Annotated in this window: 37 protein-coding genes, 1 tRNA gene, 1 rRNA gene and 2 pseudogenes; 6 read left to right on the top strand and 35 right to left on the bottom strand. The window is 51.4% G+C overall.

Translation table 11 applies throughout. From position 1 onward, the window contains the following. Positions 1-189: 189 nt before the first annotated feature. Both AAHB66_RS21325 and AAHB66_RS21330 read right to left on the bottom strand, forming a co-directional pair. Positions 190-264, bottom strand: a tRNA-Glu gene (locus AAHB66_RS21325). An 87-nt stretch (positions 265-351) separates the two neighbouring features. Next, positions 352-1896, bottom strand: a 16S ribosomal RNA gene (locus AAHB66_RS21330). Positions 1897-2369: 473 nt separating this feature from the next. Between AAHB66_RS21330 and AAHB66_RS21335 the strand changes: the two are divergent. Then, positions 2370-2926: pseudogene (locus tag AAHB66_RS21335) on the top strand (gamma carbonic anhydrase family protein). Here the strand turns inward: AAHB66_RS21335 and AAHB66_RS21340 are convergent. The 6 genes from AAHB66_RS21340 to dprA are packed head-to-tail and all read right to left on the bottom strand — an operon-like array spanning position 2902 to position 6686. Continuing rightward, positions 2902-3150 (bottom strand): DUF1488 domain-containing protein, encoded by a 249-nt coding sequence (locus tag AAHB66_RS21340; RefSeq protein WP_347114445.1) that lies wholly within the window; start codon positions 3148-3150, stop codon positions 2902-2904. The pseudogene AAHB66_RS21335 and the gene AAHB66_RS21340 sit on opposite strands and share 25 nt — an antisense overlap. Next, positions 3147-3965, bottom strand: a complete 819-nt coding sequence (gene aroE / locus AAHB66_RS21345; RefSeq protein ID WP_347114447.1) for a shikimate dehydrogenase — start codon at positions 3963-3965, stop codon at positions 3147-3149. The genes AAHB66_RS21340 and aroE overlap by 4 nt, the downstream gene beginning before the upstream one ends. 4 nt (positions 3966-3969) lie before the next feature. Further along, positions 3970-4542, bottom strand: coding sequence for an L-threonylcarbamoyladenylate synthase type 1 TsaC (gene tsaC / locus AAHB66_RS21350; RefSeq protein WP_347116539.1), 573 nt, complete (start codon positions 4540-4542; stop codon positions 3970-3972). Then, on the bottom strand, positions 4539-5090 hold the full coding sequence (locus AAHB66_RS21355) for a topoisomerase DNA-binding C4 zinc finger domain-containing protein (protein WP_347114448.1): 552 nt from the start codon (positions 5088-5090) through the stop codon (positions 4539-4541). Before AAHB66_RS21355 ends, tsaC begins: the two co-directional genes overlap by 4 nt. Positions 5091-5116: 26 nt before the next feature. Beyond that, positions 5117-5590, bottom strand: a complete 474-nt coding sequence (gene smg, locus AAHB66_RS21360; RefSeq protein WP_032614670.1) for a DUF494 family protein Smg — start codon at positions 5588-5590, stop codon at positions 5117-5119. Then, positions 5562-6686, bottom strand: a complete 1125-nt coding sequence (gene dprA / locus AAHB66_RS21365; protein WP_347114450.1) for a DNA-protecting protein DprA — start codon at positions 6684-6686, stop codon at positions 5562-5564. Before dprA ends, smg begins: the two co-directional genes overlap by 29 nt. A gap of 127 nt (positions 6687-6813) precedes the next feature. Between dprA and def the strand changes: the two genes are divergently transcribed. The 5 genes from def to mscL all read left to right on the top strand — a co-directional run bounded on the left by def (position 6814) and on the right by mscL (position 11598). Further along, on the top strand, positions 6814-7323 hold the full coding sequence (gene def, locus AAHB66_RS21370; protein ID WP_142487322.1) for a peptide deformylase: 510 nt from the start codon (positions 6814-6816) through the stop codon (positions 7321-7323). A 25-nt stretch (positions 7324-7348) separates the two neighbouring features. Next, entirely contained in the window at positions 7349-8296 is a 948-nt protein-coding gene (fmt, locus tag AAHB66_RS21375) for a methionyl-tRNA formyltransferase (protein ID WP_347114451.1), read from the top strand. Between the two features lie 52 nt (positions 8297-8348). Beyond that, on the top strand, positions 8349-9635 hold the full coding sequence (gene rsmB / locus AAHB66_RS21380; RefSeq protein ID WP_347114452.1) for a 16S rRNA (cytosine(967)-C(5))-methyltransferase RsmB: 1287 nt from the start codon (positions 8349-8351) through the stop codon (positions 9633-9635). Between the two features lie 22 nt (positions 9636-9657). Next, positions 9658-11034, top strand: a complete 1377-nt coding sequence (gene trkA / locus AAHB66_RS21385) for a Trk system potassium transporter TrkA (RefSeq protein ID WP_142487325.1) — start codon at positions 9658-9660, stop codon at positions 11032-11034. Between the two features lie 147 nt (positions 11035-11181). Continuing rightward, the gene (mscL, locus tag AAHB66_RS21390) at positions 11182-11598 is read left to right on the top strand and encodes a large-conductance mechanosensitive channel protein MscL (protein WP_347114453.1); all 417 of its coding nucleotides are present in this window, start codon (positions 11182-11184) and stop codon (positions 11596-11598) included. On the opposite strand, the gene AAHB66_RS21395 is transcribed toward mscL, so the two are convergent. The 27 genes and pseudogenes from AAHB66_RS21395 to rplB all read right to left on the bottom strand — a co-directional run bounded on the left by AAHB66_RS21395 (position 11566) and on the right by rplB (position 24517). After that, entirely contained in the window at positions 11566-11811 is a 246-nt protein-coding gene (locus AAHB66_RS21395) for an alternative ribosome-rescue factor A (RefSeq protein WP_347116540.1), read from the bottom strand. The genes mscL and AAHB66_RS21395 overlap by 33 nt on opposite strands. A gap of 55 nt (positions 11812-11866) precedes the next feature. Then, positions 11867-12292, bottom strand: coding sequence for a Zn(2+)-responsive transcriptional regulator (gene zntR, locus AAHB66_RS21400; protein ID WP_347114455.1), 426 nt, complete (start codon positions 12290-12292; stop codon positions 11867-11869). Positions 12293-12294: 2 nt separating this feature from the next. After that, complete coding sequence (locus AAHB66_RS21405; protein ID WP_347114456.1) at positions 12295-12663, bottom strand: DUF1992 domain-containing protein; 369 nt, start codon at positions 12661-12663, stop codon at positions 12295-12297. Between the two features lie 106 nt (positions 12664-12769). Next, entirely contained in the window at positions 12770-13153 is a 384-nt protein-coding gene (rplQ, locus tag AAHB66_RS21410) for a 50S ribosomal protein L17 (protein ID WP_001216368.1), read from the bottom strand. Positions 13154-13193: 40 nt separating this feature from the next. Further along, positions 13194-14183 (bottom strand): DNA-directed RNA polymerase subunit alpha, encoded by a 990-nt coding sequence (rpoA, locus tag AAHB66_RS21415; RefSeq protein WP_002919219.1) that lies wholly within the window; start codon positions 14181-14183, stop codon positions 13194-13196. A 25-nt stretch (positions 14184-14208) separates the two neighbouring features. Then, positions 14209-14829: a 30S ribosomal protein S4 gene (gene rpsD / locus AAHB66_RS21420; protein ID WP_032614687.1), complete on the bottom strand. Its 621-nt coding sequence runs from the start codon at positions 14827-14829 to the stop codon at positions 14209-14211. Positions 14830-14862: 33 nt separating this feature from the next. Then, a complete protein-coding gene (gene rpsK / locus AAHB66_RS21425) occupies positions 14863-15252 on the bottom strand; it encodes a 30S ribosomal protein S11 (RefSeq protein WP_003863312.1) in 390 nt (129 codons plus the stop codon). A 16-nt stretch (positions 15253-15268) separates the two neighbouring features. Beyond that, positions 15269-15625, bottom strand: coding sequence for a 30S ribosomal protein S13 (gene rpsM / locus AAHB66_RS21430; RefSeq protein WP_003031135.1), 357 nt, complete (start codon positions 15623-15625; stop codon positions 15269-15271). A gap of 146 nt (positions 15626-15771) precedes the next feature. Continuing rightward, on the bottom strand, positions 15772-15888 hold the full coding sequence (rpmJ, locus tag AAHB66_RS21435) for a 50S ribosomal protein L36 (RefSeq protein ID WP_000868187.1): 117 nt from the start codon (positions 15886-15888) through the stop codon (positions 15772-15774). A gap of 31 nt (positions 15889-15919) precedes the next feature. After that, complete coding sequence (gene secY, locus AAHB66_RS21440) at positions 15920-17251, bottom strand: preprotein translocase subunit SecY (RefSeq protein ID WP_039032064.1); 1332 nt, start codon at positions 17249-17251, stop codon at positions 15920-15922. Between the two features lie 7 nt (positions 17252-17258). Further along, on the bottom strand, positions 17259-17693 hold the full coding sequence (gene rplO / locus AAHB66_RS21445; protein WP_032614692.1) for a 50S ribosomal protein L15: 435 nt from the start codon (positions 17691-17693) through the stop codon (positions 17259-17261). Positions 17694-17696: 3 nt separating this feature from the next. Continuing rightward, positions 17697-17876: a 50S ribosomal protein L30 gene (gene rpmD / locus AAHB66_RS21450; RefSeq protein ID WP_003863301.1), complete on the bottom strand. Its 180-nt coding sequence runs from the start codon at positions 17874-17876 to the stop codon at positions 17697-17699. Positions 17877-17882: 6 nt separating this feature from the next. Continuing rightward, on the bottom strand, positions 17883-18383 hold the full coding sequence (rpsE, locus tag AAHB66_RS21455) for a 30S ribosomal protein S5 (RefSeq protein ID WP_007369821.1): 501 nt from the start codon (positions 18381-18383) through the stop codon (positions 17883-17885). 14 nt (positions 18384-18397) lie between these two features. After that, positions 18398-18751 carry a 50S ribosomal protein L18 gene (rplR, locus tag AAHB66_RS21460; protein WP_032614694.1) on the bottom strand — a complete coding sequence of 118 codons (354 nt, stop codon included), beginning with the start codon at positions 18749-18751 and terminating at the stop codon, positions 18398-18400. A 9-nt stretch (positions 18752-18760) separates the two neighbouring features. Next, positions 18761-19294, bottom strand: a complete 534-nt coding sequence (gene rplF / locus AAHB66_RS21465) for a 50S ribosomal protein L6 (RefSeq protein WP_347114467.1) — start codon at positions 19292-19294, stop codon at positions 18761-18763. Between the two features lie 12 nt (positions 19295-19306). Next, on the bottom strand, positions 19307-19699 hold the full coding sequence (gene rpsH / locus AAHB66_RS21470; RefSeq protein ID WP_032614699.1) for a 30S ribosomal protein S8: 393 nt from the start codon (positions 19697-19699) through the stop codon (positions 19307-19309). Between the two features lie 30 nt (positions 19700-19729). Then, entirely contained in the window at positions 19730-20035 is a 306-nt protein-coding gene (rpsN, locus tag AAHB66_RS21475; protein WP_032614701.1) for a 30S ribosomal protein S14, read from the bottom strand. 14 nt (positions 20036-20049) lie between these two features. Beyond that, a complete protein-coding gene (gene rplE, locus AAHB66_RS21480) occupies positions 20050-20589 on the bottom strand; it encodes a 50S ribosomal protein L5 (protein ID WP_032614703.1) in 540 nt (179 codons plus the stop codon). 14 nt (positions 20590-20603) lie between these two features. Continuing rightward, positions 20604-20919, bottom strand: a pseudogene (rplX, locus tag AAHB66_RS21485) (50S ribosomal protein L24). Between the two features lie 10 nt (positions 20920-20929). Then, the gene (rplN, locus tag AAHB66_RS21490; RefSeq protein WP_004160583.1) at positions 20930-21301 is read right to left on the bottom strand and encodes a 50S ribosomal protein L14; all 372 of its coding nucleotides are present in this window, start codon (positions 21299-21301) and stop codon (positions 20930-20932) included. 165 nt (positions 21302-21466) lie between these two features. Further along, positions 21467-21721, bottom strand: coding sequence for a 30S ribosomal protein S17 (rpsQ, locus tag AAHB66_RS21495; protein ID WP_008503489.1), 255 nt, complete (start codon positions 21719-21721; stop codon positions 21467-21469). Then, positions 21721-21912 (bottom strand): 50S ribosomal protein L29, encoded by a 192-nt coding sequence (gene rpmC / locus AAHB66_RS21500; RefSeq protein WP_032614707.1) that lies wholly within the window; start codon positions 21910-21912, stop codon positions 21721-21723. The genes rpsQ and rpmC overlap by 1 nt, the downstream gene beginning before the upstream one ends. Beyond that, on the bottom strand, positions 21912-22322 hold the full coding sequence (rplP, locus tag AAHB66_RS21505) for a 50S ribosomal protein L16 (RefSeq protein ID WP_002919759.1): 411 nt from the start codon (positions 22320-22322) through the stop codon (positions 21912-21914). The genes rpmC and rplP overlap by 1 nt, the downstream gene beginning before the upstream one ends. Before the next feature lie 12 nt (positions 22323-22334). Further along, positions 22335-23036: a 30S ribosomal protein S3 gene (rpsC, locus tag AAHB66_RS21510; RefSeq protein WP_000529945.1), complete on the bottom strand. Its 702-nt coding sequence runs from the start codon at positions 23034-23036 to the stop codon at positions 22335-22337. A 17-nt stretch (positions 23037-23053) separates the two neighbouring features. Beyond that, entirely contained in the window at positions 23054-23386 is a 333-nt protein-coding gene (gene rplV, locus AAHB66_RS21515) for a 50S ribosomal protein L22 (RefSeq protein ID WP_002919773.1), read from the bottom strand. 14 nt (positions 23387-23400) lie between these two features. Beyond that, the gene (gene rpsS, locus AAHB66_RS21520) at positions 23401-23679 is read right to left on the bottom strand and encodes a 30S ribosomal protein S19 (protein ID WP_001138115.1); all 279 of its coding nucleotides are present in this window, start codon (positions 23677-23679) and stop codon (positions 23401-23403) included. A gap of 16 nt (positions 23680-23695) precedes the next feature. After that, on the bottom strand, positions 23696-24517 hold the full coding sequence (gene rplB / locus AAHB66_RS21525; protein WP_000301859.1) for a 50S ribosomal protein L2: 822 nt from the start codon (positions 24515-24517) through the stop codon (positions 23696-23698). Between the last annotated feature and the right edge of the window lie 4 nt (positions 24518-24521).

Consider the following 24521-nt stretch of genomic DNA (forward strand, 5'->3'; position numbering starts at 1 on the left):
ACTTCTGATTGCGAAAATTTGAGAGACTCCAACACACCGCTTATCTGCTCTTATTACGGAGAACAGACACGGCGTGTCGTTTCAATTTTCAGCTTGATCCAGATTTTTAAAGAGCAAATATCTCAAACATCACCCGAAGATGAGTTTTGAGATACTGATTGGTTGTGCCTTTCACTCACACCCAGCAAGTGGCGTCCCCTAGGGGATTCGAACCCCTGTTGCCGCCGTGAAAGGGCGGAGTCCTAACCGCTAGACGAAGGGGACACGATGTGTCACGACTTCGCAGCCGTCTTGCTCGTTACTTTTCATCAGACAATCTGTGTGAGCACTACAAAGGCAGGTTCTTTAAGGTAAGGAGGTGATCCAACCGCAGGTTCCCCTACGGTTACCTTGTTACGACTTCACCCCAGTCATGAATCACAAAGTGGTAAGCGCCCTCCCGAAGGTTAAGCTACCTACTTCTTTTGCAACCCACTCCCATGGTGTGACGGGCGGTGTGTACAAGGCCCGGGAACGTATTCACCGTAGCATTCTGATCTACGATTACTAGCGATTCCGACTTCATGGAGTCGAGTTGCAGACTCCAATCCGGACTACGACGCACTTTATGAGGTCCGCTTGCTCTCGCGAGGTCGCTTCTCTTTGTATGCGCCATTGTAGCACGTGTGTAGCCCTACTCGTAAGGGCCATGATGACTTGACGTCATCCCCACCTTCCTCCAGTTTATCACTGGCAGTCTCCTTTGAGTTCCCGGCCGGACCGCTGGCAACAAAGGATAAGGGTTGCGCTCGTTGCGGGACTTAACCCAACATTTCACAACACGAGCTGACGACAGCCATGCAGCACCTGTCTCAGAGTTCCCGAAGGCACCAAAGCATCTCTGCTAAGTTCTCTGGATGTCAAGAGTAGGTAAGGTTCTTCGCGTTGCATCGAATTAAACCACATGCTCCACCGCTTGTGCGGGCCCCCCGTCAATTCATTTGAGTTTTAACCTTGCGGCCGTACTCCCCAGGCGGTCGACTTAACGCGTTAGCTCCGGAAGCCACTCCTCAAGGGAACAACCTCCAAGTCGACATCGTTTACGGCGTGGACTACCAGGGTATCTAATCCTGTTTGCTCCCCACGCTTTCGCACCTGAGCGTCAGTCTTTGTCCAGGGGGCCGCCTTCGCCACCGGTATTCCTCCAGATCTCTACGCATTTCACCGCTACACCTGGAATTCTACCCCCCCTCTACAAGACTCTAGCCTGCCAGTTTCGAATGCAGTTCCCAGGTTGAGCCCGGGGATTTCACATCCGACTTGACAGACCGCCTGCGTGCGCTTTACGCCCAGTAATTCCGATTAACGCTTGCACCCTCCGTATTACCGCGGCTGCTGGCACGGAGTTAGCCGGTGCTTCTTCTGCGGGTAACGTCAATCGACAAGGTTATTAACCTTATCGCCTTCCTCCCCGCTGAAAGTACTTTACAACCCGAAGGCCTTCTTCATACACGCGGCATGGCTGCATCAGGCTTGCGCCCATTGTGCAATATTCCCCACTGCTGCCTCCCGTAGGAGTCTGGACCGTGTCTCAGTTCCAGTGTGGCTGGTCATCCTCTCAGACCAGCTAGGGATCGTCGCCTAGGTGAGCCGTTACCCCACCTACTAGCTAATCCCATCTGGGCACATCTGATGGCAAGAGGCCCTAAGGTCCCCCTCTTTGGTCTTGCGACGTTATGCGGTATTAGCTACCGTTTCCAGTAGTTATCCCCCCTCCATCAGGCAGTTTCCCAGACATTACTCACCCGTCCGCCGCTCGTCACCCGAAGAGCAAGCTCTTCTGTGCTACCGCCCGACTTGCATGTGTTAGGCCTGCCGCCAGCGTTCAATCTGAGCCATGATCAAACTCTTCAATTTAAGTTTGATGCTCGTGAATTAAACTTCGTAATGAATTACGTATGTTCACTCAGAGACTTTGGTATTCATTTATTGTCCGAAGACATTAAGAATCCATGTCACTTTGAGTGCCCACACAGATTGTCTGATAAATTGTTAAAGAGCAGTGCAACGCGGCTTTCGCTCACCGTTGCGAGGTGGCGTATATTACGCTTTCCTCTTTCAGAGTCAAGCGATTATTTCACGCTTTTCTCTTCAACCGGCCCGGCTGTTTGTGTGAAGTGATTCACATCTGCCGTGTCGATGGAGGCGCATTATAGGGATCCCAGTTTTTAGCACAAGCATTTTTTCGATCTTTTCTGCTGACTGTTCTTTTTTCGTTCTTTTCGCCGAAATCCCACCCAATCTGCTTAAATAATGACGAAATTCCCCCTTGATCAAGCTGAACAATAGGATCAAAGTCTTCTGTAAAAAGCACATCAGTCGAGGTTGATATGTCTGCAGTACTCCGTCCCTATAAAGATCTTTCCCCCCAAACAAGGCGATCGCGTCATGATCGACAGCAGTAGCGTGGTCATTGGCGATGTCCGAATGGGTGATGACGTCAGTATCTGGCCCCTGGTCGCCATTCGCGGGGATGTTAACTATGTCTCCATCGGCGCACGCACCAATATTCAGGATGGCAGCGTGCTGCATGTCACCCATAAATCCTCTTATAACCCCGAAGGCAATCCACTGATCGTTGGCGAAGAAGTCACTGTCGGCCACAAAGTCATGTTGCACGGCTGCACGATCGGCAATCGCGTTCTGGTGGGTATGGGATCGATTTTGTTGGATGGTGCAGTAATAGAAGATGAGGTGATGATTGGTGCCGGGAGTCTGGTTCCGCAAAACAAGCGGCTGGAAAGTGGCTTTCTCTATTTAGGAAGTCCGGTCAAACAGATCCGCCCCCCTGACGGAAGCGGAAAAGGAAGGTCTGAAGTATTCAGCCAATAACTACGTTAAATGGAAGAATGATTATCTGGATCAGGAGAGCCAGAACCACCCCTGATCGTCCTCGTCACCATCGCGGATCGCATCGCTGGCTTCTTCTTCAAGATCCCAGCGATGTTCACGAAAGATATTGAGCGGCAGGCCCTCGCCAAAACGCCGCACCAGCGTTGCCCCTTTAATCGCACACATCATTTGCATGCCATTCACCAGAGCGGGAAAACAGACGGCCAGCTTTTCGTCGTCCCACGTTTCCCGATCCGGGAACTGGATTGCCTGATTCATGCAGACAATTCCAGTTTTAGCTTTTCAATAACCGGTTCAACTGCCGGCAATACACCGTGCCATAGCATTACGGCGTGTGCGGCCTGCCCCACCAGCATTCCCAACCCATCAGCAAGATATTTTGCGCCTTGCTGTTCACACCAGTTCAGAAAAGGCGTTTTGCCTTTCTGGTAAAACATGTCATAGCAGTGAACCTGCGCATTAATTAATGAAGAGGGAATAGCGGGAACGTCGCCGGCTATACCGCTTGAGGTCGCATTAATGATCAGGTCAAACTCATGTCCGCTCAGGTCGTCCATAGCAGCCGCATGAATGCTCCCGGTATGGGCAAAAAGGGTGGCCAGTTCTACCGCGCGGGAATAAGTACGATTCGTTATGGTCACTGCGCAATCCAGAGAGAGCAGCGGCAGAATCACCCCACGCGACGCACCACCCGCACCGATCAGCAGGATACGCGCACCAGGTTTGATAAATGACAGCCGTTCCAGATCGCTCAGTAAGCCGATACCGTCCGTGTTGTCTCCCAGAATCCGGCCATCTTCAAGCCGTTTAAGGGTGTTCACCGCTCCCGCGAGGGACGCACGCTCCGTTAACTCATCGGCGCGCTCGAATGCCTCTTCTTTAAAAGGCACTGTGACGTTCGCCCCTTTACCGCCACCAGCAAAAAAGCTGTCCAGCGTCGTCACAAAGGCATCGACAGGCGCAAGCACGCGTCCATAAGGGTGCTCGATGTTCAGCTGCTGCGCAAACTGCTGATGAATAAACGGCGACTTGCTGTGGGCGATTGGATTACCAAAAACGGCGTACGCTTCCATCTGATTACCCCTGGCGAAAACGTTCGCCGGTCAAAGCATCACGAATTTCTGACGGATTCAGGCGGCCACCGGTCTCACCGATAACCACCGGGAAATCGTCACCGAACTGCGTTAATACCTCTTCTGAGGTGCGGCAAGGAGGCAAACCCGTGAGATTGGCACTGGTAGAGACCAGCGGTTTGCCAAAACGATTACAGAGTTCGATGACCAATGGATGGTCTGTCACACGAACGGCGAGTGAATCAAATCGTCCCGTCAGCCACCGCGGTGTTGTCGGCAGCGCCGGGAACACAAAGGTCACAGGACCCGGCCAGGCCGCAAAAATGGTTTCACGTTGCGCTGACGTCAACATGGAATCATCAATATAAGGTTTAAGCTGTTCGAAACTGGCAGCGATGAGAATCAGCCCTTTTTCAACCGGTCTCTGCTTGAGTGTTAACAGGCGCGTTACGGCGACCTCGCTGTCGGGATCGCATCCCACCCCAAAAACAGCTTCTGTTGGATAAGCGATGACGTCTTCTTTATTCAGTACGTCCACCGCATGCGCGATGGAGCCTGATTGCAGGTTATTATTCACTTTTTTTGATCCGCCGAGATCGGCTTTCCACATTGTTTACTGGCGCAAAAACGCTTCATGCCTTGCGCCGTTTTCTTCTCGATAAGTAGCGGGTAGTGGCACTCAGGACAGCTCCCCGCCACCGGTTTGAAATTGGTAACGAACTGACATTCAGGATAACGATCGCAGGAGTGGAATGTCTTACCATAACGTGAACGCCGTTGAACAAGATGGCCGCTGTCGCACTGCGGACAGGCCAGGGCTGTTTCATCGGGTTTATCAATCTGTTCGGTGTGATCACATTCAGGATAGCGGCTGCAGCCGATAAACATGCCAAAACGGCCCTGACGCAGCGCCAGATCGCCGCCACATTGCGGGCATGCCTGTCCCTCCAGAACTTTAACAATATGGCCGTCCGCCTGGCTTTTCAGGGGACGGACATAATCACAGTCTGGATAGTGTGAACAACCGAGAAACGGCCCGTGTTTACCGGACCGGATAACAAGCTCTGCCCCGCACTGCGGGCAGGGATCATTTTTATGCACCGTAAATAGTGCTGATTTGGCCATAACAACTCTTGGTGCTGCATCATGAATTAATGCAGCATACCTTCATTCACTTCAAAGAGTAATTCTTCCATTTGCTGATAGGCATTTTCACAGCCTGGAATGTTAAACAGAACCATCAGGATGACCCACTTCAGATCTTCCAGCTCAAATTCTGCCGTATCCAGCGCCATAACGCGCTCTATCACCATTTCTCTCGTTTCGAGGTTCAGCACCTGAATCTGCTCCAGGAATAAAACAAATCCCCGGCAACTGGCATCCAGCCTTTCACACTCTTCAGCCGTATAGATGCGTACAGACAGCGGATCGGAAGCTAACTGCATCGGTTCGGCGAGGCCTTCCTGATAATCAGCCAGTTTTTCGAGCCATATTAACGCGTTGTAAATATCTTCCCGTTCGAAACCTGCATCGGTGAGATCGCGTGTAAGTTTGTCCTGATCCACGCGTGCTTCAGCTTCGTTATGGATGTAAGTCTCAAACAAATACATGAGTACGTCGAACATGGCTTGCCCTCCTTAATCGGACATAGCCGCCGGGTACAGCTGCGATCCATCCTGCTAACTCCAGTTCGAGTAGCTGTGCTACCGTTACTGGCACAGGTTGGCCGGCACGTTCAGCGACAACGTCAACAGGTGTTACCTCATCTCCTACGTTAGCCAGGAGCTCAGGAAATGGCAATGCTACCTGCTCCTGATCTGATGAATAAACCCAATTTTCGGGGTCCGCAGGCAGCCAGTTAAGGCCATATCGTAAACTTTCCAGAATATCTTCTGCCGCGGTCACTGGCGTGGCGCCTTGCTTAATTAACCAGTGCGGCCCCTCACATCCAGGGTTTCCTATCGCGCCTGGCAGCGCAAAGACTTCGCGTCCCTGTTCAAGTGCGCATTTCGCGGTAACGAGTGAACCGCTTCTTATCAGGGCCTCTATAACGAACACTCCCTGACTGAGGCCGCTAATGATGCGATTGCGCCGGGGGAAATTACCGGGCCAGGGAGGCGTAGCGAGAGGAAACTCCGAAACGACGGCGCCGCCGCTCTCAACAAGACGCGTGGCCAGCGAGGTATGACGGCGGGGATAGATCTCGGATAAGCCATTTCCCAAAACCGCTACGCTTTTTCCCTTAACGGCGAGCGCGGCGCGATGCGCAATCCCATCAATCCCACACGCCAGGCCGCTGGTAATCGTCAGGCCCGCCTGGGCTAACTGCTCGCAAAGGAGCGTTCCCCACCGCTCCCCGTACCAGGAGTGGGAACGGCTGCCAACGACGGCCAACTGTAGACTCGACAGCATCTGCACATCCCCTCTGACAAACAAAGCGCCCGGGTAATCCGCAATGGCGCGTAGCTGAGCTGGGTACAGGGCACTGTCTGCACTTATCAAGTGATGACCCGGCTCAGCCAGCCACGCCATGCTGCGCTCAATTTCACGCGGCGAAAATGAAAAGAACCGCGCCTTTTGCTTTTGGGTCAGCCCCATTCCTGCCAGCACAGCGGCATCAATCTGGGGTTCGCGCTGCAAGTGCTGCGCTATTGCCACCATCTTGTCGCCGTACAATTCTCCAATGCTTATCAGGCGTAACCATATCTCTGTGGATGTCATCCTTTCCCCTGCCACAAGCCGCTATAGCAATCTTTGCGATTGGTCACTGATGCTGTCAATCAGAGGGGGTTTTGTCTAGAATAGAGGGTATATTCTTATCAACTCCTGAACACGACTCTGGAAAAATATGGCAGTTTTGCAAGTGTTACATATCCCGGACGAGCGCCTTCGCAAAGTCGCCGAGCCGGTTAAAGAAGTGAATGCAGAAATTCAACGTATCGTTGATGATATGTTCGATACGATGTACGCCGAAGAAGGCATCGGTCTTGCGGCGACGCAGGTTGATATTCATCAGCGCATTATCGTAATCGACGTTTCCGAAAACCGTGAAGGACGCCTGGTATTAATTAACCCGGAGTTACTGGAAAAAAGCGGCGAAACCGGAATCGAAGAAGGCTGTCTCTCTATTCCTGAGCAGCGTGCACTGGTTCCTCGTGCAGAGAAAGTGAAAATCCGCGCGCTCGATCGCGACGGTAAGCCGTTCGAACTGGAAGCAGACGACCTGCTGGCAATCTGTATTCAGCACGAGATGGATCATCTGGTCGGTAAACTGTTTATCGATTACCTCTCACCACTGAAACAGCAGCGTATTCGTCAGAAAGTAGAGAAACTGGATCGCATGCGCGCTCGCGCATAACGTGACCCCGGATACAAGGAATAACGTGTCTACATCACTACGTATCATCTTCGCAGGAACACCTGACTTCGCAGCGCGTCATCTGGACGCGCTGTTGTCGTCTGGCCATCAGGTTGTTGGCGTTTTTACCCAGCCCGATCGTCCGGCAGGCCGTGGTAAAAAATTGATGCCGAGCCCGGTTAAAGTGCTGGCAGAAGAGCACGGCTTACCGGTGTTTCAGCCTGCTTCGTTACGGCCGCAGGAAAACCAGCAGCTGGTCGCTGATTTAAATGCGGATGTCATGGTGGTTGTGGCATATGGCCTCATCCTGCCTAAAGCGGTGCTTGATATGCCACGCCTGGGTTGCATTAATGTCCACGGTTCACTGCTTCCGCGCTGGCGCGGGGCGGCGCCAATACAACGTTCATTGTGGGCCGGAGATACCGACACTGGCGTGACGATCATGCAGATGGACGTGGGTCTGGATACCGGCGACATGCTTTATAAGCTCGCTTGCCCCATTACTGCCGAAGACACCAGCGCCACGCTGTATGACAAACTGGCGGAGCTTGGGCCTAAAGGTCTTATCGATACGCTGCAACAGCTGGCAGATAATCGTGCTCAGCCTGAAGTTCAGGATGAAGCTCTGGTGACCTATGCCGAAAAGCTCAGCAAAGAAGAGGCCCGCCTCGACTGGTCACTTCCCGCAGTCCAGCTTGAACGTTGCATCCGGGCATTTAATCCCTGGCCAATGAGTTGGCTGGAGATAGACGGGCAGCCGGTGAAAGTCTGGCAGGCCTCGGTTATTGTCGGACAGGCAAACGCCGCGCCCGGAACAATTATCGAAGCCAGTAAGCAGGGTATTCAGGTCGCCACTGTTGAAGGGATCCTCAATCTGGAATCCTTACAACCTGCAGGTAAAAAAGCCATGAGCGCGCAGGACCTTCTGAACTCACGCCGTGAATGGTTTACGCCTGGCAATAGTCTCGCCTGAGATCATCTCCATTTAAGGCCCGGTGTTTCCGGGCATTTTTATTTTTGCGGTTATGAAAAAACAAAATTTACGCAGCCTGGCAGCACAGGCGATTGAGCAAGTGGTCGAACAGGGCCAATCACTGAGCAATGTCCTGCCACCGTTACAGCTGAAAGTTTCCGATAAAGACAAGGCACTGCTTCAGGAGCTGTGCTTTGGCGTCCTGCGCACGCTCCCCCAGCTGGAGTGGCTGATCGGCAAACTGATGGCGCGCCCGATGGCGGGCAAACAGCGTGTGCTTCACTATCTGATCATGGTCGGCTTCTATCAGTTACTGCATACCCGTATTCCGCCTCATGCCGCACTGGCTGAGACCGTGGAAGGCGCGGTTGCGGTAAAGCGTCCGCAGCTTAAGGGGCTGATTAACGGCGTATTACGCCAGTTTCAGCGCCAACAGGAAGAGTTACTTGCCGAATTTGCGCGCACAGAAAAACGTTTCCTGCATCCTGACTGGTTATTAAAACGACTTCAAAAGGCCTACCCTCAGCAGTGGGAAGCGCTGGTTGAAGCCAATAACCAGCGGCCGCCAATGTGGTTACGCGTCAACCGCAACCACCACTCCCGCGACGCCTGGCTGGCGCTGCTGGAAGAAGCCGGGATGAGCGGATTCCCGCATCCGGATTATAGCGATGCGGTGCGTCTGGCCGCACCGGCCCCGGTACATGCTCTTCCTGGATTTGAACAAGGCTGGGTTACCGTTCAGGATGCCTCTGCCCAGGGTTGCATGACCTGGCTTGAACCGCAAAATGGCGAGCGTATTCTCGATCTGTGCGCCGCGCCTGGCGGTAAGACCACGCATATTCTGGAAGTCGCGCCGCAGGCAAGCGTGATGGCCGTCGACGTTGACGAGCAGCGTCTTTCTCGTGTCTACGATAACCTTAAACGTCTGGGCATGAAGGCCGAGGTTAAGCAGGGCGACGGGCGCACACCTGCTAAGTGGTGTGGAGATGAACGGTTCGATCGTATTTTACTGGACGCCCCATGCTCTGCTACCGGCGTGATCCGCCGTCATCCGGATATTAAATGGCTACGCCGCGACCGGGATATTAATGAGCTGGCGCAGCTGCAGTCAGAGATCCTTGATGCCATCTGGCCACATCTGAAAACAGGCGGCACGCTGGTTTATGCAACCTGTTCCGTACTGCCAGAAGAGAACAGTCAGCAGATCGCGGCGTTCCTGAAGCGTACGCCTGATGCCCGTCTGCATCTGACCGGTACACCAGAGCAGCCCGGCAAACAAAACCTGCCTGGGGCAGAAGAAGGCGACGGCTTCTTTTACGCTAAGCTAATCAAAGAGTGATGTTGATAACGGGTCACAAGATATGAAGATTATCATTCTGGGCGCGGGACAGGTAGGCGGTACGCTGGCAGAAAACCTGGTCGGTGAGAATAACGACATCACTATCGTTGATACCAATGGCGATCGTCTGCGTGGTCTGCAGGATAAATTCGATCTGCGCGTGGTTCAGGGGCATGGCTCTCATCCGCGGGTGTTGCGTGAAGCCGGTGCTGATGATGCCGATATGCTGGTTGCTGTCACCAGTTCAGATGAAACCAATATGGTTGCCTGTCAGGTCGCCTATTCATTATTCAACACCCCGAATCGCATCGCGCGTATCCGTTCCCCCGATTATGTGCGCGATGCCGATAAGTTGTTTAATTCCGATGCGGTGCCTATCGACCATTTAATCGCACCAGAACAGCTGGTTATCGACAGCATCTACCGGCTGATCGAATACCCGGGTGCGCTGCAGGTGGTGAATTTCGCGGAAGGCAAAGTCAGCCTTGCGGTGGTAAAAGCCTATTATGGTGGTCCGCTAATTGGTAATGCGCTCTCCACCATGCGTGAACATATGCCGCATATCGATACCCGCGTCGCCGCGATTTTCCGTCATGATCGCCCTATCCGGCCGCAAGGCTCCACCATTGTCGAAGCCGGGGATGAAGTCTTCTTTATCGCCGCATCGCAGCATATTCGTGCGGTAATGAGTGAACTTCAGCGACTGGAGAAACCCTATAAACGTATCATGCTGGTCGGGGGCGGTAATATCGGTGCCGGTCTGGCTCGCCAGCTGGAAAAAGATTACAGCGTTAAATTGATCGAACGGGATCAACAGCGTGCTTCTGAGCTGGCAGAAAAACTGCAGAATACGATCGTTTTCTATGGCGATGCATCGGATCAGGAGCTGCTTGCCGAAGAGCATATCGATCAAGTCGATCTTTTCATTGCGGTGACCAACGACGACGAAGCCAACATCATGTCAGCGATGCTGGCTAAACGGATGGGTGCGAAGAAGGTGATGGTGCTTATCCAGCGCAAAGCCTATGTCGATCTGGTGCAGGGAAGCGTTATCGATATTGCGATTTCCCCGCAACAGGCCACTATTTCTGCGCTGCTAAGCCATGTGCGTAAAGCGGATATCGTGGGGGTGTCTTCCCTGCGTCGTGGAGTTGCAGAGGCTATCGAAGCCGTGGCTCATGGTGATGAGAGCACGTCTCGCGTAGTGGGACGAACCATTGACGAGATTAAGCTCCCGCCGGGAACCATCATTGGCGCGGTAGTAAGGGGTAATGATGTGATGATTGCCAACGATAATCTGCGCATCGAGCAGGGCGATCACGTCATCATGTTCCTGACAGATAAAAAGTTTATTACTGACGTCGAACGCCTGTTCCAGCCAAGTCCTTTCTTCCTGTAATACCTGAAAGGTGCTGCTATCAGCACCTTTCCTTTTTAACCCAATAATATGTAAGGGTTATATTTCTGTGACGCATGTCTCTCTTCAATGGCAATCGGCTAATGATTTGTTAAACTTGTATCTGTCAGCTGGCACAAGGAGAACAAAATGAGTTTTATTAAAGAGTTTCGCGAATTTGCGATGCGCGGAAATGTAGTGGATTTAGCTGTGGGTGTAATTATTGGTGCAGCGTTTGGTAAGATCGTTTCATCACTGGTTGCCGATATCATCATGCCCCCGCTCGGATTGTTAATTGGCGGGATTGATTTCAAACAGTTCGCTATAACCCTGCGGGAAGCACAAGGTGATGTTCCTGCGGTAGTCATGCACTATGGCGTGTTTATTCAGAACGTATTTGATTTTGTGATTGTTGCTTTCGCCATCTTCATGGCTATTAAGCTCATCAACAGATTGAACCGTAAGAAAAAAGAAGAACCGGCTGCGCCGGCAGCCCCATCGAAAGAAGAAGTGTTGCTGACAGAAATTCGTGACTTACTGAAAGCGCAGAACAGCCGCACTTTGTAAGGCTCTGAAAGCAAGAAGGCCAGTGGTAAGAAAGCGATTTGCTTGCTTGCCACTGGCCTCCCAGTTACCCCGCTTTGCATGTTTAGTTTTACGCAGATAACTTCCTTTCCCTTTCTTATTCTTCTCAATCCGCTGCCTGAATAAAGGATCATGTAATAATGCTTCGATAGCGTTATCGTTGATTTGACCTTTCTTGTGCTGATAATGACTCATAATTTCTCCGGTATATAATAAATCGACGCAAGTGCAGAAGCCGTTGGCAATAAAATCAACAGCCGCGCGATCCTCCATTTGCCCCTTGTTCGAGGGTTTCAAGAATGGAGCAGTAAACGCTGCTGTGCGCAGTGCCACAGCAGGCATCGTTCAGCCGCTGCAGAGACAGACGCATCGTTTGTAACTCTTCAATACGCGCTTCGACTTCACTCAGCCTCGCCTGCACAATGCTTTTTGATTCCTGGCAGGTATGGTGCTCAGGATCGATGCGGATCGACAGCAGTTCGCGGATCGATTCAAGTGTAAACCCCAGCTGTCGGGCATGGCGAATAAATTTCAGACGCTGAAGATCTTTATCGGTATACAGCCGAAAGCCACCTTCAGTGCGAACCTCATGCTCCATCATCTGCTGCTTTTCGTAATAACGAATGGTATCAGGCGTAACATCAGCCAACTTGGCAAGCTCACCAATACGATACATTGCTAGTCCTCATTTATTTTTTGCGCCAGTCGGTCAACGTAGTCTCCATGCAGGAATTCTGTGCTTACGCCCGCCTGTCGAAGCTTAAGCTCAAGAAGTGCAAGACGACGGTTGTAATCCGTGTGCTCGGCAGAACCTTGCCTGACCGTAGAGAGTAAATGGGCAAGCTCAACTGCCTCTTTACGCTGCTCAAGTTCTGGCGGCAGGCAACCTGCATTTTTCAACATCCGATAGCCTGCTCGCAGCTCAGCAGGAACATGTGAATCATCGTCCAGTATCAGCGGGCGGCCACTTCCGGGCAGATCATCAAACTCACCCTGGCGTTGGGCATCAAGAATGTGTCGTTCTGCCCACTGGTCAAGTAACCACATAGCAAAACTCCGCAGGAAATGAAAAGAATATGACTATTGTAGGAAAGTGGGGATTCTGCAGATATAAAAAAACCCGCCGGAGCGGGTTTTTTTACGTTACTACAGATTACTCTGCAGCAGCTTCTGCTTTCTCTGAACGATCAACCAGCTCGATGTAAGCCATCGGCGCGTTGTCGCCTGCACGGAAACCACACTTCAGAATGCGAGTGTAACCACCGGCACGGCTCGCGAAACGCGGGCCCAGTTCGTTAAACAGTTTTGCCACGATCTCGTTATCACGAGTACGGGCGAATGCCAGACGACGATTAGCAACGCTGTCAGTCTTGGCAAGAGTAATCAGCGGCTCAACTACGCGACGCAGCTCTTTCGCTTTAGGCAGGGTCGTCTTGATGATTTCATGACGAACCAGTGAACCTGCCATGTTGCGGAACATAGCCTGGCGATGGCTGCTGTTGCGGTTCAGTTGACGACCACTCTTACGATGGCGCATGACCTTATCCTTCTCAGTAAAACCTTAACCTGTGATCCGGTTACTCGTCAGCAATGCTTGCCGGTGGCCAGTTTTCCAGGCGCATGCCCAGAGACAGACCACGTGAAGCCAGCACGTCTTTAATCTCGGTAAGAGATTTTTTACCCAGGTTCGGCGTTTTCAGCAACTCAACCTCGGTACGCTGTACCAGATCACCGATATAGTGGATAGCTTCTGCCTTGAGGCAGTTAGCAGAGCGGACAGTCAATTCCAGATCGTCAACAGGGCGCAGCAGGATCGGATCGAATTCTGGTTTCTCTTCTTTCACTTCCGGCTGACGTACATCACGTAAGTCAACGAAAGCTTCCAGTTGTTCTGCCAGGATGGTTGCCGCACGACGAATCGCCTCTTCAGGATCGATTGTGCCATTGGTTTCCATTTCGATGACCAGCTTGTCCAGGTCGGTACGCTGTTCTACACGCGCTGCTTCAACATTGTAGGCAATACGCTCTACAGGGCTGTAGCATGCGTCGACCAGCAGACGGCCGATTGGGCGCTCATCTTCTTCCGAATGAATTCGGGCAGAAGCCGGCACATAACCACGACCGCGCTGAACTTTGATACGCATGCTAATAGCTGCGTTCTCATCGGTCAGGTGGCAGATCACGTGCTGCGGCTTGACGATTTCGACATCACCGTCGTGGGTGATATCGGCTGCAGTCACAGGGCCAATGCCAGATTTATTCAGAGTAAGAATAACTTCATCTTTACCCTGAACTCTCACCGCCAGCCCTTTCAGGTTGAGCAGGATTTCAAGGATATCTTCCTGAACGCCTTCTTTGGTGCTGTACTCATGAAGTACACCATCAATCTCAACCTCGGTCACCGCGCAACCCGGCATCGATGAGAGCAGAATACGGCGCAGTGCGTTACCCAGAGTATGGCCAAAGCCACGCTCTAAAGGCTCAAGGGTCACCTTGGCGTGCGTCGAACTCACTTGCTCGATATCTACCAGGCGCGGTTTTAGAAACTCTGTCACAGAACCCTGCATTGTGTCCTCTCTTTGGTACTAAGCTTTACTTGGAGTAAAGCTCGACGATCAGGTGTTCGTTAATGTCCGCAGACAGATCAGAACGTTCCGGCTGACGCTTGAACGTACCTTCCATCTTGCCAGCATCAACTTCCAGCCAGGTTGGCTTTTCACGCTGCTCAGCCAGCTCCAGAGCGGCTTTCACGCGAGATTGCTTTTTCGCTTTCTCACGAATGCTAACAACGTCATTCGCTTTAACCTGATAAGAAGCGATGTTAACAACACGACCGTTTACCATGATTGCTTTATGGCTAACCATCTGACGTGCTTCAGCACGAGTGGCGCCAAAGCCCATACGGTATACAACGTTGTCCAGACGACCTTCCAGCAGAGCCAACAGGTTTTCACCGGTGTTGCCTTTCAGACGTGCTGCTTCTTTATAGTAGTTACGGAACTGACGCTCCAGCACACCGTACATACGGCGAACTTTCTGCTTTTCACGCAACTGCACACCATAGTCAGACAGACGCGGTTTACGCGCACCGTGCTGGCCAGGAGCTTGTTCAATTTTACACTTGGTATCGATCGCGCGAACGCCAGACTTAAGGAATAAGTCGGTGCCCTCACGACGGCTCAGCTTGAGCTTAGGACCCAAATATCTTGCCATTTTCTATCTCCAACAATCCTAGAAACGAACGCGTTATACGCGACGTTTTTTCGGCGGACGACAACCGTTATGAGGGATCGGAGTCACATCAGTAATATTAGTGATGCGGAAACCAGCGGCGTTCAGAGCACGAACAGTAGATTCGCGACCCGGACCCGGACCTTTTACCATAACTTCCAGATTCTTGATGCCGTATTCTTTTACGGCTTCAGCGCAACGCTCTGCTGCAACCTGAGCTGCGAACGGAGTTGATTTGCGTGAACCACGGAAACCGGAACCACCGGCTGTTGCCCAACCCAGTGCGTTACCCTGACGATCAGTAATAGTAACGATGGTGTTGTTGAAAGAAGCATGGATATGAGCCACGCCGTCAGAGACTTGTTTTCTTACACGCTTACGTGCACGAACTGGTGCCTTTGCCATTATTCAATCACCCCGATTATTTCTTGATCGGTTTGCGCGGACCCTTACGGGTACGTGCGTTGGTCTTGGTACGCTGGCCGCGAACCGGGAGACCACGACGATGACGCAAACCGCGATAGCAACCAAGATCCATAAGGCGCTTGATGCTCATGCTAACTTCACGGCGCAGATCACCTTCAACGACAAATTTGGCAACTTCGTCACGCAGCGTGTCGATTTGTTCTTCAGACAGCTCACTGATCTTAACATCTTCAGCGATACCCGCTGCAGCCAGAATGGCTTTGGAACGGGTCTTGCCGACGCCGTAGATCGAAGTTAATGCGATCACAGCATGTTTCTGATCAGGAATGTTAATGCCTGCTATACGGGCCACTATGCACTCCTACTATTTAATATGTACGCACCATGCTGAAAAGCCCGTTTTCAGGATACTCAAATGGAAACGTACAGACATACAAAAGATTGGCTGGCTAATCTAGCCAGCTCAACCCAACTTTGCAAGAAAAATATGCGAAATAATCAGCCTTGGCGCTGTTTATGCTTCGGCTCGGCACTGCAAATCACACGGATGACACCATCACGCTTAACGATTTTGCAGTTACGGCATAATTTCTTGACGGAAGCACGAACTTTCATTTTTACTCTCCGTAACTTCTCGGGCGCCCTGTTAGCGGCCGTAGCCTTTCAGGTTCGCCTTCTTCAATGCAGACTCGTACTGACTAGACATCATCAGAGTTTGCACTTGAGCCATAAAGTCCATAATGACGACAACAACGATAAGCAGTGAAGTCCCACCGAAGTAGAACGGTACTTTCATTGCATCACGCATGAACTCCGGGATCAGGCAGATAAAAGTAATATAAAGCGCACCAACCAAAGTCAGGCGAGTCATTACTTTATCGATATACTTCGCCGTTTGCTCTCCCGGACGAATTCCTGGTACAAATGCACCGGACTTCTTCAGGTTATCTGCTGTTTCACGCGGGTTGAAGACCAACGCCGTGTAGAAGAAACAGAAGAAGATGATCGCAGACGCATAGAGTAACACATAAAGTGGTTGCCCAGGCTGCAAATACAGCGAAATTGTTGTCAGCCAGTTCCAACCAGTCCCGCCCCCGAACCATGACGCGATGGTCGCCGGGAACAGAATAATACTGGAAGCGAAGATCGCCGGGATTACCCCTGCCATGTTCACTTTCAGCGGTAAATGTGTGCTCTGTGCAGCATAGACACGACGACCTTGCTGACGTTTCGCGTAGTTTACCACAATGCGGCGTTGACCACGTTCAACGAAGATAACAAAGAACGTCACTGCAAATACTAATACTGCAACCAACAGCAACAGGAGGAAGTGCAGGTCGCCTTGACGCGCTTGCTCGATCGTATGGGCAATGGCTGGCGGGAGTCCCGCAACAATACCGGCGAAAATAATGATCGAAATACCGTTGCCGATACCACGTTCAGTAATTTGTTCGCCGAGCCACATCAGGAACATGGTTCCTGAGACCAGACTTACAACAGCGGTGAAATAGAATGCAAAGCCTGGGTTAATAACCAGGCCCTGCATACCAGGCATATTCGGTAGACCGGTAGCAATACCGATCGACTGGAATATTGCCAGCACCAGAGTGCCGTAACGGGTGTACTGGCTGATCTTACGACGACCAGACTCCCCTTCTTTCTTCAGTTCTGCCAGGGTCGGATGAACGACCGTCAGCAGCTGGATAATGATCGATGCCGAAATGTACGGCATGATACCCAGAGCAAAGATTGAAGCACGGCTGAGAGCACCACCAGAGAACATGTTAAACATTTCAATGATGGTGCCTCGCTGTTGCTCAAGCAGTTTGGCAAGTACAGCGGCATCAATACCAGGGATCGGAATGAAAGAGCCAATACGGAACACAATAAGCGCACCGATTACAAACAACAGTCTGCGTTTCAGCTCGCCTAAGCCACCTTTGGCACTTTGAAAATCTAATCCCGGTTGTTTAGCCATCTGCTACTTATTCCTCGATTTTACCGCCAGCAGCTTCGATAGCAGCACGAGCACCTTTAGTAACACGCAGGCCACGAACAGTTACCGGAGTAGAAACTTCACCAGCCAGGATCACTTTCGCGAACTCGATCTGGATACCGATAATGTTTGCTGCTTTCAGCGTGTTCAGGTCTACAACGCCGCCTTCAACTTTCGCCAGGTCAGACAGACGAACTTCGGCTGTGATCGCTGATTTGCGAGAGGTGAAGCCGAACTTCGGCAGACGACGGTACAGTGGCATTTGGCCACCCTCGAAACCGCGACGTACGCCACCGCCAGAACGAGAGTTCTGACCTTTGTGACCACGACCACCGGTTTTGCCGAGGCCAGAACCGATACCACGACCCAGGCGTTTACCCGCCTTTTTAGAGCCTTCGGCCGGAGACAGAGTATTTAAACGCATCTCTTACTCCTCAACTTTAACCATGAAGTAAACCGCGTTGACCATACCACGAACAGCAGGAGTATCCTCGCGCTCAACGGTATGACCAATACGACGCAGACCCAGGCCAAGCAGCGTTGCCTTGTGTTTCGGCAGACGTCCGATTGCACTGCGGGTTTGTGTAATTTTAATAGTCTTTGCCATGGTCAATTACCCCAGAATTTCTTCAACGGATTTACCACGCTTGGCAGCGACCATTTCTGGAGATTTCATATTTTCCAGGCCATCAATAGTTGCACGAACCACGTTGATCGGGTTGGTGGAACCATATGCTTTGGCCAGAACGTTATGAACTCCAGCAACTTCCAGAACGGCGCGCATTGCACCACCGGCGATGATACCGGTACCTTCGGAAGCTGGCTGCATGAAGACACGAGAACCCGTGTGAGTACCCTTAACAGGGTGCTGCAGGGTGCCGTGGTTCAGCGCGACGTTAATCATATTGCGACGGGCTTTTTCCATCGCTTTCTGGATCGCTGCTGGAACTTCACGCGCTTTACCGTAACCAAAACCAACGCGACCATTACCATCACCAACAACAGTCAGAGCTGTGAAGGAGAAAATACGACCACCTTTAACGGTTTTAGATACGCGGTTAACCGCGATCAGCTTTTCCTGCAGTTCGCCAGCCTGTTTTTCGATGTGAGCCATCTTACACCTCTACCTTAGAACTGAAGGCCAGCTTCACGGGCAGCATCTGCCAGTGCCTGGACACGACCATGATATTGGAACCCGGAACGGTCAAAGGACACAACTGTGATGCCTTTTTCCAGAGCGCGTTCAGCAACAGCTTTACCTACAGCTGCAGCGGCGTCTTTGTTACCGGTGTACTTCAATTGTTCAGTAATAGCTTTTTCTACAGTAGAAGCAGCTACCAGAACTTCAGAACCGTTTGGTGCAATTACCTGTGCGTAAATATGACGCGGGGTACGATGTACCACCAGGCGAGTTGCACCCAGCTCTTTGAGCTTGCGGCGTGCGCGGGTCGCACGACGGATACGAGCAGATTTCTTATCCATAGTGTTACCTTACTTCTTCTTAGCCTCTTTGGTACGCACGACTTCGTCGGCGTAACGAACACCCTTGCCTTTGTAAGGCTCAGGACGACGGTAGGCGCGCAGATCTGCTGCAACCTGACCGATCAGCTGTTTATCAGCGCCTTTCAGCACGATTTCAGTCTGAGTCGGGCATTCTGCAGTGATACCGGCAGGCAGCGGATGCTCAACAGGGTGTGAGAAGCCCAGAGACAGGCCTACTGCATTCCCTTTGATCGCTGCACGGTAACCTACACCAACCAGTTGAAGCTTTTTAGTGAAGCCTTCGGTAACACCAACAACCATTGAGTTCAGCAGGGCACGCGCGGTACCAGCCTGAGCCCAGCCATCAACGTAACCAGTACGTGGGCCGAAGGTCAGAGCGTTGTCTACATGATTAACTTCAACAGCATCGTTGAGGGTACGAGTCAGCTCGCCATTTTTACCTTTGATCGTAATAACCTGACCGTCGATTTTTACATCAACGCCGGCAGGAATAACGACCGGTGCTTTAGCAACACGAGACATTTTTTCCTCCGATTAGGCTACGTAGCAGATAATTTCGCCACCAAGACCAGCTTGGCGCGCTGCACGATCAGTCATAACACCTTTAGAGGTAGAAACAACTGCGATACCCATGCCGGCCATAACTTTTGGCAGCTCATCTTTTTTCTTATAGATGCGCAGGCCTGGGCGGCTGACACGCTGAATGCTTTCTACAACAGCTTTACCCTGGAAATACTTGAGAGTAAGTTCCAGTTCCGGCTTGGTGTCGCCTTCAACTTTAAAATCTTCGATAAAACCTTCTTCCTTCAGCACGTTGGCAATTGCCACTTTCAGCTTGGCGGAAGGCATGGTGACCGCAACTTTGTTCGCGGCCTGACCGTTACGGATACGGGTCAGCATATCCGCGATCGGATCTTGCATGCTCATCTGTCTTTACTCCCGTGATTCAATTGGTAATTACCAGCTAGCCTTTTTCAAGCCTGGTACTTCACCGCGCATGGCGGCTTCACGCAGTTTGATACGGCTCAACCCGAACTTGCCCACGAAACCATGTGGACGACCTGTTTGACGACAGCGGTTACGCTGACGAGACGGGCTGGAATCACGCGGCAGAGACTGCAGCTTGAGAACAGCATTCCAACGATCTTCGTCGGAAGCGTTCACATCAGAAATGATCGCTTTCAGTTCAGCGCGTTTAGCGAAGAATTTATCAGCTAAAGCTACGCGCTTTACTTCGCGTGCTTTCATTGATTGCTTAGCCATTCAGTAACCCTACCTTACTTGCGGAACGGGAAGTCAAACGCAGCCAGCAGAGCGCGGCCTTCTTCGTCAGAGTTCGCAGTAGTGGTAATGGTAATATCCAAACCACGCACGCGGTCGACTTTATCGTAGTCGATCTCTGGGAAGATGATCTGCTCACGGACACCCATGCTGTAGTTACCACGACCGTCGAAAGACTTAGCGGACAGGCCACGGAAGTCACGGATACGTGGAACAGCAATAGAGATCAGGCGCTCAAGGAACTCCCACATGCGTTCGCCACGCAGAGTTACTTTACAGCCGATCGGATAGCCCTGACGGATTTTGAAGCCTGCAACAGATTTGCGTGCTTTGGTGATCAGCGGTTTTTGACCGGAGATTGCTGTCAGATCAGCTGCTGCGTTATCCAGCAGTTTCTTGTCAGCGATCGCTTCACCAACACCCATGTTCAGGGTGATCTTCTCGACCCGAGGGACTTGCATGACAGAATTGTAGTTAAACTCAGTCATGAGTTTGTTAACTACTTCGTCTTTGTAGTAATCATGCAGTTTCGCCATCGTACTACTCCAAATTACTTGATAGTTTCGCTGTTAGACTTGAAGAAACGGACTTTTTTTGCCGTCTTCGAATCTAAAGCCTACACGGTCAGCCTTGCCGGTTGCCGCATTGAAGATTGCAACGTTAGAAACCTGAATAGCAGCTTCTTTTTCAACGATGCCACCTGGCTGGTTCAGGGCCGGAACCGGCTTCTGATGTTTCTTGACCAGGTTGATACCTTCAACGACGAGTTTGCCGGAAGACAGAACATTTTTTACTTTACCGCGTTTACCTTTATCTTTACCGGTTAACACGATAACTTCGTCATCACGACGGATTTTCGCTGCCATGATTCGCTCCTTAGAGTACTTCTGGTGCCAGAGAGATAATTTTCATGAACTTTTCAGTACGAAGTTCACGAGTTACCGGCCCAAAGATACGCGTGCCGATAGGCTGCTCGCTGTTATTGTTTAAAATAACGCATGCATTACCATCGAAGCGAATGACAGAACCGTCAGGGCGACGAACACCCTTCCTGGTGCGCACCACTACCGCTTTCAGCACATCACCTTTTTTGACCTTACCACGTGGAATTGCTTCCTTGATGGTGATCTTGATGATGTCGCCTACGCCTGCGTAGCGACGGTGCGAGCCACCCAGAACCTTGATACACATTACGCGACGTGCACCGGAGTTGTCGGCGACGTTCAGCATAGTCTGTTCTTGGATCATTTCAGTGCTCCGCTAATGTCAACTACTACCTGAGACTCTAAAATCAGAGCCGTTAAAAAGCCCCATATCGAGGGCGCGGCATTATAACACCGCTTCTGCAATATGGGTAGAAAAAATAAACGGCCCATTGCTGAGCCGTTTATTCGTATCGAGAAGGCTACTCTATTACAGAACCGCTTTCTCTACAACGCGAACCAGCGTCCAGGACTTAGTCTTGGACAGTGGACGGCATTCACGGATTTCAACCTTGTCGCCGATACCACATTCGTTGTTCTCGTCATGTACGTGCAGTTTGGTCGTACGCTTGATGAATTTACCGTAGATCGGGTGTTTCACAATACGTTCGATAGCTACAACGATGGATTTCTCCATTTTGTCGCTAACAACACGACCTTGCAGAGTACGGATTTTATCGGTCATTACGCACCCGCCTTCTGAGTCAGTAAAGTCTTAACGCGTGCAACATCACGACGCACTTGCTTCAGCAGGTGGGTCTGTTGCAGCTGGCCACTTGCAGCCTGCATACGCAGGTTGAACTGCTCACGCAGCAGGTTCAGCAGCTCAGCGTTCAGCTCTTCTACGCTTTTTTCACGCAGCTCATTTGCTTTCATTACATCACCGTCTTAGTTACAAAGGTGGTTTTGATAGGCAGTTTCGCTGCTGCCAGGCCGAAGGCTTCACGGGCCAGCTCTTCCGGAACACCGTCCATTTCATACAGGACTTTGCCCGGTTGGATCAAGGCAACCCAGTACTCCACGTTACCTTTACCTTTACCCATACGAACTTCCAGCGGCTTCTCGGTAATTGGTTTGTCCGGGAATACACGGATCCAAATTTTACCTTGACGCTTAACTGCACGGGTCATAGCACGACGTGCTGCTTCGATCTGACGTGCAGTCAGACGACCACGGCCAACAGCTTTCAGACCGAAAGTGCCGAAGCTAACATCCGTACCTTGCGCCAGACCACGGTTGCGGCCTTTGTGCACTTTACGGAATTTTGTACGCTTTGGTTGTAACATCAGCGACGCTCCTTATTTACGGCCTTTACGCTGCTGCTTTTTAGGTTGCGCAGCCGGTTTTTCCGGTTGTTCAACAGCAGCCATACCACCCAGGATCTCACCTTTGAAGATCCATACCTTAACGCCGATTACACCGTAAGTGGTGTGCGCTTCAGAGGTGTTGTAGTCGATGTCAGCACGCAGAGTGTGCAGCGGTACGCGACCTTCGCGGTACCATTCGGTACGTGCGATTTCCGCGCCGCCCAGACGGCCGCTAACTTCAACTTTGATACCTTTAGCGCCCAGACGCATTGCGTTCTGTACAGCACGCTTCATAGCACGACGGAACATAACACGACGTTCCAGCTGTGAAGTGATGCTGTCAGCAACCAATTTAGCGTCCAGTTCAGGCTTACGAACTTCAGCGATATTGATCTGTGCAGGAACGCCAGCGATATCCGCTACGACCTTGCGCAGTTTTTCTACGTCTTCGCCTTTCTTACCGATTACGATGCCAGGACGAGCAGTGTGAATGGTCACACGGATGCTCTTAGCTGGACGCTCGATAACGATACGAGATACAGACGCTTTAGCCAGTTCCTTAGTCAGGTACTGACGTACTTTAAAATCGCTGTCCAGGTTGTCAGCGAATTCTTTGGTGTTCGCAAACCAGGTTGAGTTCCATGGTTTTACAATACCCAGGCGAATACCATTAGGATGTACTTTCTGACCCATTGCTAGTCTCCAGAGTCTCAGCGATCGGACACAACCACAGTAATGTGGCTGGTGCGCTTCAGGATGCGATCTGCACGACCTTTCGCACGCGGCATAATGCGCTTCATGCTTGGGCCTTCGTCTACGAAGATTTTCGCGACTTTCAGATCGTCAATGTCAGCGCCATCGTTGTGTTCAGCGTTAGCAATGGCAGATTCCAGTACCTTCTTAACCAATACCGCAGCTTTCTTGTTGGTATAGGTCAGGATGTCCAGGGCCTGCGACACTTTCTTACCGCGAATCAGGTCAGCAACAAGGCGAACCTTCTGAGCAGAAGAACGAGCATGGCGATGTTGAGCTAAAGTTTCCATCTCTTCCTCCTACCTTATTTCTTCTTCGCTTTTTTATCAGCAGCGTGGCCGCGATAAGTACGAGTCGGTGCGAATTCACCCAGTTTGTGACCGACCATTTCGTCGGAAACAAAGACTGGAACGTGCTGACGACCATTATGGACAGCGATGGTCAAACCGATCATGTTAGGAAAGATCGTTGAACGACGGGACCAAGTGCGCAGGGGCTTCTTGTCTCCGCTTTCCACCGCTTTCTCTACCTTCTTCAGCAAGTGCAGGTCAATAAAAGGACCTTTCTTGAGAGAACGTGGCATGGCTTATCCTCTAATATTATTTGCTACGGCGACGTACGATAAATTTATCAGTACGCTTGTTGCTGCGGGTCTTCTTACCTTTGGTCTGAACGCCCCACGGAGTTACCGGGTGCTTACCAAAGTTACGACCTTCACCACCACCATGTGGGTGGTCGACTGGGTTCATCGCAGTACCGCGAACGGTAGGACGAACACCACGCCAGCGTGCAGCACCTGCTTTACCCAGAACGCGCAGCATATGCTCAGCATTGCCAACTTCGCCCAGAGTAGCGCGGCAGTCTGCTTCGACTTTACGCATTTCACCAGAACGCAGACGCAGGGTGACATAAGCACCATCGCGCGCAACGATCTGAACGTAAGTACCAGCGGAACGTGCCAGCTGACCGCCTTTACCTGGTTTCATTTCTACGTTATGAACGGTAGAACCAACCGGGATATTGCGCATCGGCAGGGTGTTACCTGCTTTGATTGCAGCATCAACACCAGACTGAATCTGGTCGCCAGCTTTCAGGCCTTTAGGGGCCAGGATGTAACGGCGTTCGCCATCTTTGTACAGAACCAGCGCGATGTTCGCGGAACGGTTCGGATCGTACTCAAGACGCTCAACAACTGCTGGGATACCGTCTTTGTTGCGTTTAAAGTCAACAATACGATAAGCCTGCTTGTGGCCACCACCGATGTGACGAGTGGTGATACGGCCATTGTTGTTACGACCACCGGATTTGCTGTTCTTTTCCAGCAACGGAGCAAAAGGCTTGCCCTTGTGCAGCTCAGGGTTGACCACTTTAACAACGTGGCGACGACCCGGAGATGTCGGTTTACATTTAACAACTGCCATTGTA

The sequence above is a fragment of the Leclercia sp. S52 genome (assembly GCF_039727615.1).
In the GTDB taxonomy this organism is placed as follows: Bacteria; Pseudomonadota; Gammaproteobacteria; order Enterobacterales; family Enterobacteriaceae; genus Enterobacter; species Enterobacter adecarboxylatus_B.